Origin of the sequence: Streptomyces monticola (assembly GCF_042665355.1) — a bacterium.
Classification (GTDB): Bacteria; Actinomycetota; Actinomycetes; order Streptomycetales; family Streptomycetaceae; genus Streptomyces; species Streptomyces monticola.
In genome coordinates this window covers 178733-196378 of sequence record NZ_JBHTCF010000010.1, presented here as the reverse complement: position 1 = coordinate 196378, position 17646 = coordinate 178733, and the positions used below count along the sequence as shown (strand labels likewise).

General features: G+C 70.5%; 19 protein-coding genes and 2 pseudogenes. 8 read left to right on the top strand and 13 right to left on the bottom strand.

The features are described from left to right. Window positions 1–86: 86 nt before the first annotated feature. From amiA to ACFQVC_RS23475, 5 genes are all read right to left on the bottom strand, one after another. Entirely contained in the window at window positions 87–200 is a 114-nt protein-coding gene (amiA, locus tag ACFQVC_RS23495; protein ID WP_381833648.1) for a streptamidine family RiPP, read from the bottom strand. Between the two features lie 58 nt (window positions 201–258). Continuing rightward, entirely contained in the window at window positions 259–1089 is an 831-nt protein-coding gene (locus ACFQVC_RS23490) for an ABC transporter ATP-binding protein (protein WP_381833645.1), read from the bottom strand. A gap of 19 nt (window positions 1090–1108) precedes the next feature. Further along, complete coding sequence (locus ACFQVC_RS23485; RefSeq protein WP_381833642.1) at window positions 1109–2116, bottom strand: FecCD family ABC transporter permease; 1008 nt, start codon at window positions 2114–2116, stop codon at window positions 1109–1111. Further along, window positions 2113–3255, bottom strand: coding sequence for a FecCD family ABC transporter permease (locus ACFQVC_RS23480; RefSeq protein ID WP_381833944.1), 1143 nt, complete (start codon window positions 3253–3255; stop codon window positions 2113–2115). The genes ACFQVC_RS23485 and ACFQVC_RS23480 overlap by 4 nt, the downstream gene beginning before the upstream one ends. A gap of 98 nt (window positions 3256–3353) precedes the next feature. Continuing rightward, window positions 3354–4292: an ABC transporter substrate-binding protein gene (locus tag ACFQVC_RS23475; RefSeq protein WP_381833639.1), complete on the bottom strand. Its 939-nt coding sequence runs from the start codon at window positions 4290–4292 to the stop codon at window positions 3354–3356. A 126-nt stretch (window positions 4293–4418) separates the two neighbouring features. On the opposite strand from ACFQVC_RS23475, the gene ACFQVC_RS23470 reads away from it, so the two are divergent. From ACFQVC_RS23470 to ACFQVC_RS23460, 3 genes are all read left to right on the top strand, one after another. Continuing rightward, window positions 4419–5615 (top strand): hypothetical protein, encoded by a 1197-nt coding sequence (locus ACFQVC_RS23470; protein WP_381833636.1) that lies wholly within the window; start codon window positions 4419–4421, stop codon window positions 5613–5615. 175 nt (window positions 5616–5790) lie between these two features. Next, the gene (locus ACFQVC_RS23465; protein ID WP_381833633.1) at window positions 5791–6927 is read left to right on the top strand and encodes a PQQ-dependent sugar dehydrogenase; all 1137 of its coding nucleotides are present in this window, start codon (window positions 5791–5793) and stop codon (window positions 6925–6927) included. A 121-nt stretch (window positions 6928–7048) separates the two neighbouring features. Next, entirely contained in the window at window positions 7049–7495 is a 447-nt protein-coding gene (locus tag ACFQVC_RS23460) for a TIGR03618 family F420-dependent PPOX class oxidoreductase (RefSeq protein ID WP_381833630.1), read from the top strand. A gap of 111 nt (window positions 7496–7606) precedes the next feature. Here ACFQVC_RS23460 and ACFQVC_RS23455 read toward each other — a convergent pair whose 3' ends face one another. Both ACFQVC_RS23455 and ACFQVC_RS23450 read right to left on the bottom strand, forming a co-directional pair. Beyond that, window positions 7607–8116, bottom strand: coding sequence for a hypothetical protein (locus tag ACFQVC_RS23455; RefSeq protein WP_381833627.1), 510 nt, complete (start codon window positions 8114–8116; stop codon window positions 7607–7609). Between the two features lie 211 nt (window positions 8117–8327). Then, the gene (locus ACFQVC_RS23450) at window positions 8328–8999 is read right to left on the bottom strand and encodes a TetR/AcrR family transcriptional regulator (RefSeq protein ID WP_381833624.1); all 672 of its coding nucleotides are present in this window, start codon (window positions 8997–8999) and stop codon (window positions 8328–8330) included. Window positions 9000–9205: 206 nt separating this feature from the next. Here ACFQVC_RS23450 and ACFQVC_RS23445 point away from each other — a divergent pair, with 206 nt between their 5' ends. After that, a complete protein-coding gene (locus ACFQVC_RS23445) occupies window positions 9206–9859 on the top strand; it encodes an SRPBCC family protein (protein WP_381833621.1) in 654 nt (217 codons plus the stop codon). A 51-nt stretch (window positions 9860–9910) separates the two neighbouring features. Here the strand turns inward: ACFQVC_RS23445 and ACFQVC_RS23440 are convergent, their stop codons facing one another. From ACFQVC_RS23440 to ACFQVC_RS23425, 4 genes and pseudogenes are all read right to left on the bottom strand, one after another. After that, complete coding sequence (locus ACFQVC_RS23440) at window positions 9911–10714, bottom strand: methyltransferase domain-containing protein (RefSeq protein WP_381833942.1); 804 nt, start codon at window positions 10712–10714, stop codon at window positions 9911–9913. Between the two features lie 174 nt (window positions 10715–10888). After that, window positions 10889–11455: pseudogene (locus ACFQVC_RS23435) on the bottom strand (erythromycin esterase family protein); the annotation flags it as partial. After that, entirely contained in the window at window positions 11452–11781 is a 330-nt protein-coding gene (locus tag ACFQVC_RS23430; RefSeq protein WP_381833618.1) for a helix-turn-helix domain-containing protein, read from the bottom strand. The pseudogene ACFQVC_RS23435 and the gene ACFQVC_RS23430, both read right to left, overlap by 4 nt. A gap of 37 nt (window positions 11782–11818) precedes the next feature. Then, window positions 11819–13009, bottom strand: coding sequence for a cytochrome P450 (locus tag ACFQVC_RS23425; protein ID WP_381833615.1), 1191 nt, complete (start codon window positions 13007–13009; stop codon window positions 11819–11821). Window positions 13010–13162: 153 nt separating this feature from the next. Here ACFQVC_RS23425 and ACFQVC_RS23420 point away from each other — a divergent pair, with 153 nt between their 5' ends. Next, window positions 13163–13300, top strand: coding sequence for a hypothetical protein (locus tag ACFQVC_RS23420; RefSeq protein WP_381833612.1), 138 nt, complete (start codon window positions 13163–13165; stop codon window positions 13298–13300). A gap of 589 nt (window positions 13301–13889) precedes the next feature. Here the strand turns inward: ACFQVC_RS23420 and ACFQVC_RS23415 are convergent. Further along, window positions 13890–14650 (bottom strand): annotated as a pseudogene (locus ACFQVC_RS23415) (SigB/SigF/SigG family RNA polymerase sigma factor); the annotation flags it as partial. Window positions 14651–14942: 292 nt separating this feature from the next. Between ACFQVC_RS23415 and ACFQVC_RS23410 the strand changes: the two are divergent. Continuing rightward, window positions 14943–15581, top strand: a complete 639-nt coding sequence (locus ACFQVC_RS23410; RefSeq protein WP_381833609.1) for a glycosyltransferase family 2 protein — start codon at window positions 14943–14945, stop codon at window positions 15579–15581. Then, window positions 15550–15738: a hypothetical protein gene (locus ACFQVC_RS23405; RefSeq protein ID WP_381833606.1), complete on the top strand. Its 189-nt coding sequence runs from the start codon at window positions 15550–15552 to the stop codon at window positions 15736–15738. Before ACFQVC_RS23410 ends, ACFQVC_RS23405 begins: the two co-directional genes overlap by 32 nt. Here the strand turns inward: ACFQVC_RS23405 and ACFQVC_RS23400 are convergent. After that, a complete protein-coding gene (locus ACFQVC_RS23400; protein ID WP_381833604.1) occupies window positions 15716–16582 on the bottom strand; it encodes a hypothetical protein in 867 nt (288 codons plus the stop codon). The two genes, ACFQVC_RS23405 and ACFQVC_RS23400, sit on opposite strands and share 23 nt — an antisense overlap. Before the next feature lie 119 nt (window positions 16583–16701). Here ACFQVC_RS23400 and ACFQVC_RS23395 point away from each other — a divergent pair, with 119 nt between their 5' ends. Further along, a complete protein-coding gene (locus ACFQVC_RS23395) occupies window positions 16702–17523 on the top strand; it encodes a TetR/AcrR family transcriptional regulator (RefSeq protein WP_381833601.1) in 822 nt (273 codons plus the stop codon). The last annotated feature ends 123 nt before the right edge of the window (window positions 17524–17646 follow it).

Below are 17646 nucleotides of genomic sequence, written 5' to 3'. Positions count from 1 at the left end.
TTCTCCTGGGGAAAGCGAAGGGCGGGGGAGGGGCGGGCCCGCCCGTCGGCTGACGGACGGGCCCGGATGCGAGGCACTCGGCCTGCTTACTCCTCGTTGTCGTCGAAGGGGTTCTCGACGAGGGCGTTGGAGTGGGAGGCGGAGTCGTGGGCCAGCTGGCCCGGGTCGGCGATCGGGGTGAAGACCTGGTCGTTGTTCATGAACTCTCCTTATTCGCAAGAGAAGTGCGGCGTTCTGGCGAGCGCCGCATGCGCCACACTAATGAATATGATTTTCATTATCTAGTCCGGGTGGTCCGGGCAGAGGGTGATCTGGGTAACACACGGGCCAACCGCCCTCGGGGTCCCGTCCGACCCGGCCCGCCACCCGCAGCACATCGGCCAGCAGGCCTGGCGTGACGACCTCCTTGGGTGCCCCGTCGGCCACCACCAGACCGCCCTGCAGCGCGACGATCCGCTCGGCGAAACGGGCGGCGTGCGCCAGGTCGTGCAGCACCATCACCACGGTGAGGCCGCGCTCTTCGCGCAGCCGCACCACGGTCTGCAGCACGTCGAGTTGATGGTGCAGATCCAGATAGGTGGTCGGTTCGTCGAGCAGCAGGACGCGGGTGTCCTGGGCCAGGGCCATCGCCAGGCGCACCCGCTGCCGCTCGCCCCCCGACAGGGCGTCGACGGAACGCTCGGCCCACTGCTCCACACCGACGTCGCTCAGCGCGCGGCGTACGACCGCGTCGTCGCCCTCGCGCAGCATGCCGAGCGGGCCGCGCGCCGCGTACCGCCCCTGGCGCACCAACTGACGCACCGTCATACCTGGCACGGCCGGCGCCGACTGGTGCAGCAGCGCGACCCGGCGGGCGGCGGCCCGCCGCGACAGCCTGGCCAGGTCGTCGCCGCCGAGCAGGACACGCCCCCGTCCCGGCCGCAGCAGCCCCGCGGCCAGCTGCAACAGAGTTGATTTTCCACAGCCGTTGAGACCGATGAGAGCGGTCAGCTCGCCCGGCTCGACCGTCACGTCGACGCCGCGCAGCACAGGTTGGCCGGGGTAGCCGAAGTGGACTCCCTCGACACTGATCCCCAGAGGTTCGGTCATGCTCTGTCCTTCGTCGACATCAGAACGTTCGGTTCGGCATCCGGCGCACGACGACCAGCAGCAGCGCCGCCCCGAAGCACGCGGTGAGCGCCCCGGCCGGCACCGTGAGCCGCTCGCTGTCCAGCAGGAGGGCAAGGAGCCGGGAGGCCAGCTGAGCCGCCGCGTCCGCACCGCACACCACGGCCGCCCCCACCAGGGCGGCGGCGGGCAGCGCCCGGCGCAGATCCGCGCCGAACACGGACACCGCGACATGCGGCACTAGCAGCCCGACGAAGCCGAGCGCCCCCACGGCGGCCACCGCACCGGCGGTCAGCGCCACGGCACACACCAGGGCGAGGGTGCGGGCCCGCGCGGTGAACAGCCCTGCGGCGGAGGCCAGTTCGTCGCCGCAGCGGAGCAAGGTCAGCGGCCCGGCGAGCAGCCAGGACGCGACCGCCCAGACCAGGGCCCATGGCCACAGCAGGTGCCAGTGCTGCCATACGCGGCCCTCGGTCGTGCCGACGAGCCACTGGACGACGCTGCCCAGCTGGCCGGGCGCGACGAGCAGCACCATGGCGGTGAGCCCGCCCAGCACTGCCGAGACGAGCACGCCGTGCACGGCGGTCCGGGCGGGATCGCCCCCGCCGCGCCCGGCGAGCAGCCACAGCAGCGCGGCCCCGATGAACCCGCCCGCACAGGCGGCCACCACCACGGCCAGCGGCGACTCCCACCCGGCGAGCCCGAGCCCGGTCGCGGCGACCGCACCCAGCACCGCGCCCGGCGTCACCCCGGTGACCTCGGGCCCTGCCAGGGGGTTGCGCAGCGCGGACTGCAGCACCAGACCCGCCACTCCCAGGCAGGCCCCCGCGCCGAGGGCCACAAGGAGACGCGGCAGCCGCAGCTGGAGCAGAATGTGACGTTCTGTCACATCACCGCCGCCGCCCATGACATCCCAGACCACGGACGGGGACATGCCCCGCCCGGCCAGCAGCGTGACGCCCGCGCACATCACGACGATTGCGGCGAGCGCCCCGAAGCGCCGGCTCATCGGACCTCCTCCGCATCGTCTGCCGCACGAGGGCCCGCAGTGCGAGGGGGAGGGGGCGGAGTCGGTACGCCCCCTGGATCTTGGCCGCTCGTGTGCGCGGAGGCCGTGGCCTCCAGCGGCGCACCGGGCACCGGCGGCGCACCGGGCACCGCCGCAACGCCACTGGGCGTGCGCGAGGCCTTGGGCGTGCGCGCGGGCGACCTCAGCAGGGCGACCCCGGCGGGCACGCCGAGCAGAGCGGTCCAGGCGCCGGCCGGTGTCTCCACCGGCGCAAGCGCGAGACGGGCCGGTACATCGGCGACGGCCACGACGACCGCCCCCCACGCCGCCGACCAGGGCAGCCAACGCACCGCGTCACGGCCGGGGTTGAGACGCCGCGCCAGATGCGGGGCGAGAAAGCCGACCCACGCCACCGGCCCGCACACGGCGGTCACCGGCGCGATCAGCACGATGGCGATGGCCAGCGCCGCGAACCGGGCACGCTGCGCGCGTACCCCGAGGGCCTCGGCGTCCTCGTCACCGAGGCGCAGCACCGAAAGGACCGGCGCGCACAGCACGAGCGCGGGCAGGGCGACGAGCAGCCAGGGCCACAGGCCGGTGACGTCGTCCCAGGTGCGGGCGGAGAGCGAACCGAGCAGATAACGGTAGATCAGCTGCAGATCGAGCTGATCGGCCATCACCATGAGCACCAACAGCGCTGCCTGCAGTGCGGCGGCGACCGCGGCCCCGGTGAGGAGCACGGCGGACGGGCTGCGCCCGAGACCGGCGGCGAGCAGCGTGAGCCCGCCGCCGAGCGCGGCCCCGCCGATGGCAAGCAGGGGCTGGACGGCGGCGGGGATGGACAGCGTCAGCACCAGCGGCGCGGCGACCCCGAGCGCGGCCCCGGAGGAGACGCCGAGCATTTCGGGGACGGCCAGGGGATTGCGCAGCGCCTCCTGCAGGACGAGCCCGGCCGCGCCCAGACAGGCCCCGGCTATCAGGGCGAGCACCAGACGGGGAACGCGCAGTTCGGTCACGACGACACCGGCGAGCGAGCCGTCGCCGTCCGCGAGCGCGCCGGGCAGGTGGTGGAGCGGGACGGCGGGAGTGCCGAGGCTGAGGGCGCAGGAGCAGGCCCCGGCCAACAGGGCGAGAAGCAGCCGGAGTTGCCAGCGGCTGCCGCGTGCCCGGGTGGAAGCGGAGGGCGGTCCGTCCGGCGCCGGGGTACCGGACGGCGTCCGCGTGGTGGCGGTCGTGCTCACCGCAGCGCGGCCGTGGCCTCGTCGAGGACGATGCCCATCGAGCGTGTGCCGCGTCCCTTGGCCCACACCTCGGCGTCGACCTCGTGGACGTTCCCGTTCTTGACCGCCGGGATCTTCCCCCAGAGCGGGTTCTTGGCGAGCTTGTCCGACAGCCGGCCGTCCGCCGCGCCGAAACTGATCGTCTCGACGAACAGGACATCGACGTCACGCGCGAGGATCTCCTCCAGGCTGTAACTGCCGTCCACACCACGGGACTTCCACGGGTAGTCGGCCAGCTTCGGGAAGAGACCGGCGGTCACGTCCGTGCCCGGGGTGGCGACGCCGAAGTTCTCGTCGCTGCCGAAGATGATGAGCGCGGTCTTGTCGCTCCTGGCCTGCTCGGCCTCGGCCAGCTTGGCGCGGAAGGTCTTCTCCGCCTTCTCGCCCTGGGCGGTACGCCCGGTGAGCGCCGCGACATCACGCAGATAGCTCACGCTGTCCTGCCATGTCTCGGGCTGCATGGCCCAGAACTTGGTGGCGCCCTTGAGCGCGGGGGCGAGCTTGCCGTGGGTGTCCTCGAGGCCGATGACGAGATCGGGCTTCTGCGCCAGGATCGCCTCCACCTCCGGTGCGATGAATCCGCCGGGGATGACGTCGATCTCCTTGGCCTTCTTCTTGCCCAGGAAGTCGGGGTGGGCGAGCAGGCTGCTGTTGGTGGCCGTGGGCTCGATGCCCAGCTCGGTGAGGATGTCGTCGCACAGGGCGAAGAGGCAGACGATCCGCTTCGGCGCCTTGTCCGTGGAGATCTTGACGCCGTTCTTGTCGGTCAACTCCCGGGTCTTCTTGATGGGTTCGACGGTGACATCGGTCTTCGTCCCGCTCGTCCGGTCCTTGCCCGCGGGGTCGGCGGACGCGCCGCATCCGACAAGGACGGCACCCACGAGTGCGGCGGTCATCCAGTGGCGGAGCGGTCTCGACGGTGAACGCAGCATCGCTGCCCGGCCTTTCTCTCTTACTCTCAGGACGCCCCGAACATACATGATAATCGTTTTCATCTAACGTTCCCGAGGATGGAGAGCCAGATGACCACCGCTCCACGCCTGCTTGTTTCCGACCATGTGGGTGGATTTATCCAGGTGTTGTCCGTGCCTGACGGCACCGAGACCGCCCGCATGACCGGCCGCCACCTCTCCGAGCACGCCGGATTCCTCGCGCTGCCCGGCGGTCGTGCCGTCTGCGTCGACGAGCGCCGCGGCGAACTTCTGGTGCTCGACCCGTTCGGGCCCCAGCTCGTGGCGGCCGCGATACCGGTCGCCGTACCGGCCGAACATCTCGCCTGTGACCCGACCGGCCGGTGGGTGGCCGTCACCACGGGCCTCGGCAAGAACGACCGGCCGTGGTCCGACCTGCTGACCCTCGTCGACCTCGCCGCCGGGGACGCGGTCCGGGTCCGCTGCCGGGTGGGGGAACCGGGCGTGACGGTGCTGGGTGACGGCGACCCGCTGGTCGTCCTGCGCCACCGGGAGCCCGGCGCGTTCGCCGTCCACCTGCTCGCCGACCTGCTCGCCGCCCCGCCCGGCTGCCCGCCCCTCACTCCCCACGCCTGCCTCCGGCTCCCCGGTGACGGACACGGCGATGCCCAGGACCCGCTGCACGGCCGTGTATTCGCCGCCACGGGCGCGGGAGTTCACCGGGCACGCCGCGCCGGGGACACACTTCTCGCCGAGCCCGTGATCCCGTGGGACTCACCGGCCCGCGGCTGGTATCTGAGACTCGATCCGCGCCGGCGCGCGCTGTGGTCGACGCTGCGGGGCGGCCCCGCGGACCCGGTGCGCTGGCCCGAGTGGACCAACCAGGCATGGCGTCACGACCTGGGCACCGACCGCACGACGCTCACGGATCTCGGCCCCGGACTCGTCTTCCGTCTCGCCCTCACCAAGGACCGGGCCGCGTTCACCCGTATCCACCCGGACGGCGACGAACTGCTCCTGCTGGACGCCGGCTTGACCGTGCGCCGCATCCCCCTGCCTGCCATGGACGGCGCCCCTCGTCGCGGCGGCACCCCATGGGAGGGAGTCCAGCGCCGCGCGGTGGCCGCTTCGCCCGGCGCGGACTGGGTGGCCGTCACGCGCGGCGGCCACGGCGAGGTTCATCTCTTCGACGCCCGTACGGGTGCCGAAGAGGCCCACTGGAAGGTGCCCACGCCGCTGCACCACGGCGGTCACATGCTGCTGCGTACGCCGGACGACGGCGCCGAGGGTGACCTCGTGGGCCGGTAGGGAAGGGTTGGGCGGTTCTTGGTCTATACCATCGGCCGCCGCCCCAGTATTCTCACCCGTGGCCAGTAGCACACCATCCCCCCACCCAGGTTGCGTGCTGGCGCGGGCGACACGGCGCCTCACTCTGCCCCAGCAGCCAGGTGACCCCCCATTCGCCGCCTCCAGGAGGATCACGGTGAAAGTTCGCACCAGAAGCTCGGCGATCATCGGCACTCTCTGCCTCGTCGCTTCCCTCGCTCTGACCACGGCGTCCGCCGACGAGCTCGCCGCCCCGCAGCAGGCGGCAAAGGTCGTGCTCAAGGACGTCGCCACGGCCAAGAATCCATCCGCAGGCGCCGCCGGCCCCGGTGGCACGGTCTGGATCGCCGAACGCGCGGGAACCGTAAGGGTCTTGGGCGATCAGGGGCTCGGTGAGCCCGTCCTCGACATCTCCGGCGAGACCACCACCGACGGCGAACGCGGCCTGCTGGGCATCGCGTTCGACAAGGAGTTCGCGCACTTCTACATCTCGTTCACGAACCTCGAAGGCACCAGCACCGTCGACGAGTTCGCCGTACAGGACGGCAAGATCAAGCCGGACACCCGGCGCACCGTCCTCACTCAGAAGCAGCCCTACCCGAACCACAACGGCGGCGACATCCGGTTCGGCCCCGACGGCTACCTCTACATCGCGCTGGGCGACGGCGGCGCGGGCGGCGACCCGCACGGCAACGGGCAGAAGCTCGACACGCTGCTCGGCAAGCTGCTGCGGATCGATCCGGGCGGCGGCAAGCCGTACGCCATCCCGCCGGACAACCCGTTCGTGAACGACCCCAAGGCGAAGGGCGAGATCTGGGCGTACGGGCTCCGCAACCCGTGGCGGTTCTCCTTCGACGCGGGCACGGGCGACCTGCTGATCGGTGACGTCGGCCAGAGCGCCTGGGAGGAGATCGACTGGGCCCCGGCGAGCAGCAAGGGCGGCGAGAACTACGGCTGGTCCCAGATGGAGGGCAATCACCCCTTCCGGGACGGCACGGAGCCCGCGAACCACGTGCCGCCGGTCCACGAGTACGACCGCAACGGCCTCGGCTGCTCGGTGACCGGCGGATATGTCTACCGAGGAGAGGCGATCGCGGACCTCAAGGGCCAGTACGTGTTCAGCGACTACTGCGACGGCACCGTCCGTGCTCTCCAGATGGAGAACGGGAAGGTGACCGGTGTGAGCGACCTCGGCGTCAACGGCGGCGAGGTCATCTCGTTCGTGCAGGACGGCAAGGGCGAGTTGTACGTACTCGACCTGGGCGGCCGCGTCTCCCGTATCGACCCGGCGTAAACGGCCGAGGATCCCGGCCCGGACCGGCGCCGAACCGGCAGAAGGTTTCAGCCGGTTCGGGGCCGGGCCGGGGCTCCCCTGCGTGATGCGTCCTTGTGATCATGATTGGTAGCCTCCCGGGATGACTGCGATATTCGACGAAGCCGTCCGCGCTCGGCTGCAGGCCCCCAACATCTGGTACGTCGGCACCGTGTTCCCCGACGGAGCGCCGCAGGTCAGCCCCATGTGGGTGGACCTGGAAGGCGAGGGCGAGCTGATGTTCAACACCTCGGTGGGCCGGGTGAAGGAGGAGAACCTGCGCCACGACCCGCGCGTCTATCTCTCCCACGCGGATGCCGCCAATCCCTTCGACCGGGTCCAGATCAGCGGCGAGGTGGCCCGGTTCATCGAGGGCGAGGAGGCGCACCGGCGGATGGACCAGCTGGCCCGCAAGTACCTGGGCAGCGAGCGGTTCGAGTGGATCATGCCGGGGGAGCAGCGGGTCGCGGTGATCGTGCGCCCGCTGAAGGTACGGCACATCGTCGGGGTGGAGCGCTTCCGCCCCGGTGGCCCGGTCCCGGCGTCCTGACCGTCCTGTCTGTCCTGACCGTCCTGTTCGAGCGTGCCACCCTCAACTCCTCGGCCCTTGGCCGGTGGAGGGTGGCCGTCGCCCGCACGCTGCTGTGGCGCAGGCACCTGGTCAGGGACCTGAAGGTCCCTTGCTGTCCTGGCGCGTGAGGTTCAACTGCCAGCGGCCGTACGTCTCGACTTTGAGCAGCCCTGCGCCCGGCAGCGTGACGACGCCCCTCATGGCGCCCGGCTCGGTGAGGACCTTTTCACTGCCGCCCGTCAGGGGCTGGAAGGAGAGGGTGCCGGTGCTCTCTCCGCGGTTCCACTCGAAGCTCAGGTCTGCCCTGGGCCCGTTGTAGCGCAGAAGATCGCCGTGCTTGCCCTCGGTGGTGCCGCCGAGTTGTGTCAGTTCGTCGAGGGAGACGGTCCGCAGGTACCAGGGGCCGCCGCCCATCGAGTTGCCCCGGGTGTGGAACCGGGTGATCTCGAAGTGCTGGTAGCCCTTGGGGAGTACGAAACGTTCGCGCTCGCGCCCCATCAGCATGGCGAGCAGCGGTCCCTCGGACTTGTGCCGCGGAGTGACGTCCATCGCGTGCAGGCGGTACTGGGATATGAACCATCCCCCTCGGAACTCCAGCACGGTCGGCGTCGTGAGAGCGCTTTGAGGAATGTGTACCTCTGTCCGTCTGCGCCACCCGCTTGCCGCAAAGCCTGTTTCGTCCGTCATCTTGCGCCCCGCCCCGTGTGCTTCGATCTGTGGGGCGCAAAGGTAGCCGACGGCGGACATCGACCCGCAAGCCCGCCATCACCCCTCACCGCCACCGTTCTGTCTCCGGCAGGTGTCCCGTGCTTCAAGTCCGGGGTGTCAGCAGGGAGTTGAGTTCGGACGCGTAGAGCTCGGCGGGGTCGAAGCCCATGTCGGTGAAGTGGCCGGCGAGTTCGAGGGAGAGCACGCCGTGCAGCCGGGTCCAGAAGGCCAGGGCCCGTTGGAGGGCCTCCGGCGGGGCGGAGTGGCCCTCGGCCCAGGCCCGGTGGTCCGCCAGGTGGGCGGTGAACGAGGACCCGGGGCCGGTCGCGGGGAGCGCCGCGCAGGCGTCGAGGAGCGTTCTCATGATCCCGTCGGAGATGCCGGTGATGTCCTCGGGTGCGCGGTAGCCCGGGACGGGGGTGCCATAGATGAGGAGATACCGCTGGGGGTCCTCCAGGGCCCAGCCGCGCAGGGCGTGCGCCAGTCCGGCCAGATCGGCGCCGGTGGCGGCAGCCGTGCGGAGTGCCTCGGCGAGGCTCTCGTACGCCTCCCGGATGAGCTCGGTGATCAGTTCGTCGCGGCTGGCGAAGTAGCGGTAGAGCGCGGGCCCGCTCAGGCCCATCTGTTTGGCGATCGCGTTGAGGGAGAGCGCTGACGCCCCCGCCGTGGCGATCTGCTCCCACGCGAACTCCCTGATCTCCGCACGCACTTGGGCGCGGTAGCGCTCCCGCGGGCTCTTCGTGCCCTTCTCCGCCACGGCCTGCCTCCCGCCCATGGGGCTACGGCTTCAAGAATTCGTTAGAAGGTATCACGCGGCCTATTGCCCCCCGGCTTCCCGCATCGTTATACCTTCTAACGAACGTGCGAGATTGTAGCCCAGGACCCGGATGGGCGGGACTGCGGCGCATCCGTGCACTCCACCCGCCAGCTGAGAACCGACTGAGAACCCGCCCACCTCACCGACTGACAAAGGGAATTGCCATGTCCGACACCCGCAACACTCGCAACACCCCCATCCGCGCCGCCCTGTTCGCGGCCCCGCTCATCGCCATCGGCGCGCTCGGCACCGCCGTCACACCGGCCGCCGCCACCAGCTCGCAGCCCGCCAAGTCCTCGCCCTTGACCTGCCGCGGCAAAGGCGTCGACCCCGACGCACTTGTCCGCCACCGCACCGAGACCGTTATCCACGCGCCGCTGCGCACCCTCTGGAAGCTGCAGACCGAAGTGGAGCGCTGGCCGTCCTGGCAGGGGGCCGTCACGAGCATGGAACGCCTCGACCACGGACCGTTCCGTACGGGTTCGGCGTTCCGGTGGACGACCCCGATACCTCCCAACCCCGCAACTCCCGCCACCCGCCTGGAGATCATCTCGACCGTCGAGCAGCTCAAGCGCAACTCCTGCATCCGCTGGACCGGCCCCGCGGTCGCCGAGGGGCTGCGCATCGACGGTGTCCACGTATGGAACTTCACCGAGGTCAAGGGTGGCGTCCGCGTGAGCACCGAAGAGACCCACACCGGTGCGGCGGTCGAGGCGGACGTGCCCACCGCGACGAGGATCCTCCGCCAAGGGCTCGAAGCGTGGCTGCACGATCTCAAGGCCGCTGCCGAAGCCCGTACGCCCAACCGGCCGCGCTGAACCTCGGATCAGCCGGACTCAGGCACTGGGCGGCGTGACTGCCGGGAGACGTTACCCGCGGCGTCCCCAGGCCGAGACCATCGGAGCGGTGGCCAGGTCGAGGCGCCCCGATGAGACGTTCGCCAGGTGGCGGTCGATCTCCTCGTCGGTGGCGAGTCCTGCCGCGACCAGCTGGTGGCGGATCTGCCGGACGGTCGCGTCCTCCAGGACGGCGCAGGCCGGCGAGGTGACCGGGAAGTACGCGTCGGCCCGGACATCGGCCAGACCGGCCTCGCGCAGCAGCCTCGGCAGCGTCCGTCCGTACGCGAGGTCCGCACCGCGGGCCGCCATCAAGGTGCGGAAGCCGGAGCGCAGGCGATTGGCGAGCTCCTGTTCGGGGCCCGACTCGTCCGGACACAGCAGCGGCTGCAACCCCGGGTCGGCGTCCTCCAGGAGCAGCCGGCCGCCGGGCCGCAGTGCCTGGATCATCCGGCGCAGCGCCTGGGCGCGGTCGGTGACATGGACCAGGACCAGTCGGGCGTGGACCAGGTCGAAGCCCCCGGCGGGCGGCGGTTCGGCGGCCACGTCGTGGCGCAGCACTTCGATCACGCCGTCGGCGATACCCCGAGTCCAGGACACGTCGATGTCGGTGGCGACCACAGTGCCCGTGGGGCCGACACGCTGCGCAAGGCCGAGGGGGACGGAGGGGCCGCCCGCACCGACTTCCCAGCACCGCATGCCCGCGGCGAGACCGAGTTCGTCGATGTGCCGGAACGTCACCGGATCGAACAACTCGCTGAGGGCGTCGAACCGGATCCCCGCCTGCGACTGCTGGTTGTCAAGGAGGTAGCCGCGGTCCGCGGAGTGATCGGCCATGTGGCCATTCTGGCAGGCGGCGACCCCCGCGGCGTCGGATGAAAGCCGGTCGGCCGTCACTCGAGCGCGCTGGCCGGTGTCACCTCGCGGACGTGCACGAGGGCATCGAAGGTCGGTGAGAGAGCCTCCGGAGAGATGGTGTGCGGCGTCCTCACGCGGGTCGTAGGCGGGCCCGGCCAGGCGGGTCCTCACCGGGGCGCGGAACCAGGCGTCGACATCCTCGGGACGCGGGACATGCAGGTCGAGGAGGTACGCGGGCAGTTCGGAGCGGTCGAGTACCGCCTCGGCGAACTCCTCGGGAGGGTACGGGTATTGCGCACCGTGGTGGAAGGTCAGGCCGATGGACACGAACGCGGAGCCGTAGTGCTCGCGCAGATGGCCGCCCGCGTTGCGATGGGTCCGGGGCGCGGGCCCCGACACGGTCCGTGGATCGCCGACGGCGGTATGGGCCATCCCGCCCCAGTAGATCGTTCCGCCCGCCGTGCCCGACTGCTCGCGCCAGTTGATCGTGTCCTGCGCCAGACCGCGCTCGATGTGCTCGAGCTCGGTGCCGCGGCCACCCGGGCCGCCCGGGCCGGACGGGCCGGACGGAGCGGACGGCGGGACGGCCAGTCGTACCGGGTCGTCGGGGTGGAGCATGCTGTGGGTGCGCAGCCACCGCAGCGTTTCGAGAATCTCCCCGTTCCGCCAGAAGGAGCGGGCCTGCGCCAAGAGCGCCGCCGGGTCGCCTGCTCCCGTCAGGACGTACGCGTCGAGGCCGAGCCGGGCGGGGTCGTCTCCTTCGAGAACGAGTCACCGGAATCCGTGCTCCTCCACCAGGTGGCGCACCAGCGAGGGTGGGCCAGACGCAGCTCGCACACCGTTGCCTCCATCTCGCCGGAGACCTGGGTGGGTGAGTAGTGCGGACGGCGGGAGCGGTCCGACAATGCCTCGAGGCCGCCCTCGTCACAGCGGGCCACCCAGGCGTACACCGACTGCCGTGAGGCACCGACTTGCCGGGCCCCCGGTGGCCGCCGGTCATGAGCGGGGCCGGCACGGCGACTGCCGGGCCACCGAAGCGGTGACACACGACCGTGCCGGCCCCCGCCCGTCACAGGCGTCCGGTCACACGCCCCAGGTGACCGGGAGGCTCTTCACCCCGTAGATGTCGGCACTCTCCGGGCGCAGCGCTACCTCATCGGCCGGTACGGCAAGGCGCAGCGTGGGGAAGCGGTCGAACAGCGCGGGGAACGCGACCCGCATCTCGACGCGGGCCAACTGCTGGCCCAGGCACTGGTGGATGCCGTGACCGAAGCCGAGGTGCCCGCTGTACTTCCGCTGGATGTCGAGCACATGGGGATCGGCGTAGCGCTCGGGGTCGCGGTTGGCGGTGTTGTACGAGAGGACGACCGTCGTGCCGGCCTCGATGGTCTGGCCGCCCACCTCGACGTCCTCGAGGGCCGTCCTCATGAACGACTTGGCGACGGTCAGATACCGCATCAGCTCTTCCACGGCCTGGTCGGTGAGGCCGGGATCGGCGCGCAGCGCGGCCAGTTGCTCCGGGTTCTCAAGGAGCGCGAAGGTGCCGAGGGCCAGCATGTTCGCGGTGGTGTCGAGCCCGGCCGCCAGCAGGATCAGGCTGATTCCCTTCAGCTCCTCATCGGTGAGGTCGCTGTCGGTGAGTTCGCTGAGGACGTCGTCGGTGGGGTTCGCGCGCTTGGCGGCCACCAGCTCGGCGAGGTAGTCCTGGGTCGCGGTGTAGGCCGCGATCAGCTCCTCGTCGCTTGTCTCGCCGCCCATGAACGCATCGATCTGCTCCTGGAAGGAGCCGCGGTCCTCGTAGGGCACCCCGAGGAGTTCACAGATGATGATGGTGGGGATGGGCTTGGCGAAAGCGGTCACCAGGTCCGCCGACGGCCCCGCCTTCTCCATGGCGTCCAGGCATTCCGTGGTGATCTGCTCGACGCGCTCGGTGAGCAGCCGCATGCGCCGCACGGTGAACTTGCCCACCAGCGGCTTCCGGTAGCGGCTGTGCTCCGGCTCGTCCATGAGGAGGAACTCGCCCGGCGGCGCCGGCGGAAGCTCGAAGTCCACCACGTTCAGGAGGTCTTTGCGCGAGCTGAACCGCTGGTCGGCCAGGACCGATCTGACGAGGTCGTATCCGGTGATCATCCAGCCGGGTTTGCCGCCGGGGTGGGTGTAGCGGCTGATGGAACCGTGCCGGCGGGCCTCGGTCAGCTCGGCCGGCGGGTCGAAGGGGCAGCCGGGCCTGCGCTCCGTCGGCAGCGTCGTAACGGTGTGGAGGGATTCACTCATGGCTCTTCCTCATCTCGCGATATGACGTGTTCGGCAGAGCTCGAACGCTACGTTGCATTCATAGGGGCGTCAATTGCCTGAAGGTCGTAAGTGCAGGTTAGAGAAGGGAAATTGATGCAATGACGCTGAATGTGAATGCAATGGTGCGTTGCAATGAGTGCCTTCGAAGGCACCGCGGGGGCCGGACGGGAGCGCGCTCCGCGGCGGCGCCGTGACAGCTACGTGGCCGAGGGCGGCGAAGGCCCGGCCGTCGTGACGGCCGGGCCCGGGTGTGCCGGTGAGGATCCCTAACTGCGGTGTTGGCGCGGATTGACGGCTGGCGAGTGCATGGGTCCAGTCCCGTTGAGCATCGTCACGACAGTGGCTCCGGCGGTGACAAGGGCGGCGGCTGCCGCGATCTGATCAGCGCTCATGAGGGGGGCCATGAGAAGGATGACCACGACCACGACGGCTGGCGGGCTGCTACGCCGTGGCGGTGCGCCGGGCCGTATGGAATTGTGGATCCGGATCGACATGTTGTGTCCTTCCAGCAGCCCCTTGTGTCGCTCGGTAGCCAGCCATTCGCGACGCAAGGGGCTTTGCCGTATGGGTAGTTGAGCTTTCGAAGAGCCATCGTGGACCCGAGGGCGTGCTCAGGCAAAGCCACGCGCCTCGCTCTACGCCGAATGGTGCGCGTCTGTGCTCGGGCTCGTGGAAAACCACTCCTTGCCGCATGCAGCCGCCTTCTTCGACCCGGACAAGACAGACATGGTGAAGTCGAGTACCGGGCCTGCAGCAGGTCGGGCCACCGCTGACGGCGGCGCGTGCCGGCGCGCAGGCCTGCCGGCTCGTCGGCGATCTTGGTGGAAACTCGTGGCAGGGCGAAGGGCCGAAGGGGCTGTTCGCGTGCGAGCAGGCCCGTGCGCAGCTGGGCCAGGGTCCGCGAGAGCAGCCGTGAGACATGCATCTGCGAGATGCCCAGGGCGGTACCTGTCTCGGCCTGTGTCATCTCCTGGCCGAAGCGCATCTCGATGATGCGGCGTTCCCGTTCTTCGAGCTCCGCCAGGAGCGGCCCCAGGGCATGGACGTTCTCGAAGATCTCGATGGCGGCGTCCGTGTCACCCATGGTGTCGGCGAGCGGGCGGCCGCCCTTGTGCGAGACGTCGTTCTCGTTCATGGAGTTCGGAGCGTCCAGAGGGCGGGCCGCGTAACCGTTGGCCGCCACGATCCCCTCCAGGATCTCCTCCTCGGACACCGACAGGTCGCTCGCGAGTTCCTTGACCGTGGGGCACGGCCGAGCGTCGAGGCCAGCCGCTCCCGGGACTTGATCAGTGCGGCACGGAGTTCCTGCAGCCGGCGCGGTACGTGCACGGCCCAACTGGAGTCACGGAAGTGCCGCTTGATCTCGCCGAGGACGCAAGGGAGCGCGTACGAGATGAACTCGCACCCGCGGTCCGTGTCGAACCGGTCGATCGCCTTGATCAGGCCCACCGTGCCGACCTGGATGATGTCCTCCAACTGGCCGTTGCCGCGGTCGCGGTAGCGGCCCGCGACGTAGTGCACCAGAGTCAGGTTCATCTCGATCAGGGTGTTGCGCGTGTACTGGTAGTCGGGCGAGCCCTCAGCGAGCGTCCGGAGCCGGGCGAGGTAGAGCTTCGACAGTTCTCGCGCGTCCTTCGGCGCGACCTGGCCGGCCTCTTCGGTGGCGGCAGGGGCAGGGGCAGGGGCAGGGGCAGAGGCGGCGGAAGGGGCAGCCCCGGCGCCGCGTCCCCCATCTCGTCGGCCGCCTCAGCGATGTCCTCGTTCGTACCGCTCGCCTGCAGAAACATCGCCTGATCCCTCGTACTCTCACATGTCTGCATGACTCAGTCGGCGACGATCGAGAAGGGAGTCCCTTCCGGATCCGCCACTACGGCCTCCCGCCGGGAACCGGGCCCTTGTGGCGGTGGTCGGCATGGAGGTCCCGCAGACCCTGCGCGCCATCTGGGCCCAGCGCACCCGCTGGTCACGCGGCCAGGGCGAAGTCCTGCGCACCCACATCGGCACGGTGCGGCGGCTGCGTCACTGGCCCCTGTGGCCGATCGCCCTCGAAGCCCTGCTGTCCTACGTGTGGGTGCTTCTGCTGTTCATCTCCACGGTGTACGGCCTGGTCCACTGGATCCGCCACCCCGACGACGCCCAGTTCCGCTGGCTGCCGGCCTGGGGCGTGGGCATCGCGGTCATCGCCATGATCCAGATCGCCGTCGCCACCCTGATCGACGTCCGCCTCGACCCGAAACTGCCTTACGCCTGCCTGCTGTTGCCCCTCTACCCCTTGGCGTACTGGACCATCAACGCCCTCGCCGCGCTCTTCGCCCAGACCCAGGGCCTGATCCGCGGCCCTCGCGCCAAACGGTGGTCTGGGACCTTCCACGCAGCACCAACTGACCCCCGGCGATACCAACTGGCCCCGGCGGTACCAACTGACCGGCGCCACGGGAGGCGTGGGTGTCCTGCACGCCTCGTCCTTCGGACGGCTCCGCGAACTCGGCGTCACGCACGGAAAGGTTGTCCGGACAGCAATGGCACGCTGGGTCCTGGTGGCCGCGAGTGAGCAGGCGGTGCTGCCCGAGACCATCGCGGTGGTCGACAGCCAGGACCGGCGGATCGCCACCGACCACGGTCAGGGCGCCGACGAGCCCCACCCGCGCCGGAGTTCGGATGCAGGGCCCGTCGGTGCCGCGTTCCTCATGCTCCGGCCGGCACCGTGAGGTTCTGGCCGATGGTCGGCAGCGGGTGCGGTGGTGACGTCGGGTACGCCGACGGGGCGCCGCCCGCCTCCCGGGACCGGGGCAGCCACATGGCCAGGATGGGGCTGGTGCGGTCGAAGACCTTGGCGGGCGCGAGTTCGGACGGAAGCAGCCGGCCCGGCGTCTCGCCGTCCGCAAGCCGGGCCATCGCCTCCTCGGTGCCTGCCACCGCGTCGGAGCCGGCCGGGCGTGCCGCCACCGTCACCAGACCGACTTGCCGCTCTTCCGGCTGGTGGAGCAGCCACACGCTGGAAAGCCCCAAGGAGCGTGCCCTGTCGCGCAGTTGGGGCCAGACGCGGGCGAGGAGATCCGCCGTGCTCGCCGTGCCGCTCCCGGTCACCGTCCAGCGCTCGAAGCGGTTGACGTGGTGGGAGGTCGCCAGCGGGAGGAAGTCCTCCGCGCCGGTCACCCGCCACAGGCGCCGGTCGACGCCCCGGAAGAACGGCCGGTCCCAGAACTTCACGCCGGGTTCGAACTCCAGCTCCTGGCTGGTGAAACGGTCGTAGTCGCGTACGTCCGCCCAGGTGTCGAAGAGGTACCGGCCGCCGATCTGGGGCGCACCGGTCACCGGGGCGTGGCGCAGCGGCGTGTACTTGTGCCGCATCCCGGGGTGGACGTCCATGCTGCGCCGCTCGGTCTCCAGCATGTCGACGAGCCGCTGCACCGGCAGATCGCCGGGTATCTCGAAATCGGATGTGAAGGCCGCCGCGGCCCGGATGGGGCCGACCGGATAGCCGAGGACGGGTGCGCCGCCGTGGGGTGTGCCGCCGCTGTATGCGCTGCCGGTGGACGCGTTCGCGTTCATGAGAACTCCCTTGAGCAGGTTCGGGCCGGGATCGCCGACCGCATCGACCATGAGCCTACATGAACGCCGTACATAGAAATGAACGGTGTTCAGAAAACTGGTCGGCGTATGATCGCGGCATGAGTACGAGCAGCACCCCGGCGCCCTCCACCGCACCCGCCCCCTCGCGCCGCGAGCGGCTGCGGGCGCAGACCGTCGGCGAGATCAAGGCAACCGCCACCCGGCACATGAGCGACGGTGGCGTCGCGGCGCTCTCGCTGCGCGCCATCGCCCGGGACATGGGTATGACGCCGGGGGCGCTCTACAACTACTTCGACACCCGCGACGACCTGCTCACGGCACTGATCGCCGATGTCTACGACGCCCTCGCAAAGCGACTGGACGCCGCCCGCGACACCCGCCCGGCGGACGACACGGCGGGGCGCCTGCGTGCGCACGCCCTGGCGTACCGGCAGTGGGCGGTGACCGCGTCACAGGAGTTCCGCCTGCTGTACGGCGACCCGGCGCCCGGTTACGCCGCGCCGCCCGGCTCCATCGCGGCCGCGGCCGAACACCGCGTCTGCCTGGGCCTGCTCGGCCTCGTCGCGGCGGCCTGGCCCCAGGCGGGGCCGCTCCAGTCCCGCCCGGGACACAAGTGGTCCGCGTTCAACGCCGACTTCGTCGCCCTGGCCCGCCGCGACCACCCGGAGCTGCCGCCGGCCGCCGTCGCCCTGACCCTGCGTGTCTGGGGCCGCCTGCACGGCCTTGTCAGCCTGGAGGTGTACGGACAGCTGACGCCCGAGACGGACGATCCGGAGCGCGTCTACGAGGACGAGATCTGGGACCTGACGCGCACGCTGGGCCTTGAGCCGCAGAATCCGGGAATCCCCGGGAAGTCAGGGAAGCCCGGGAAGCCCGGGGAGCCCGGGGAGCCCGGGGAGCCCGGGGAGCCCGGGAAGTAGCGCGGGCGGCATCCCGCGGCCTGGCCGGATTCGAACCACGGCCGCCGCTTCTGCGCTCCTTGGGGTAGGCGACTGGAGGGGCGTCCCGCCCGTCGAGCGTCGGGTGCGGGGCGGCCCTGCCGC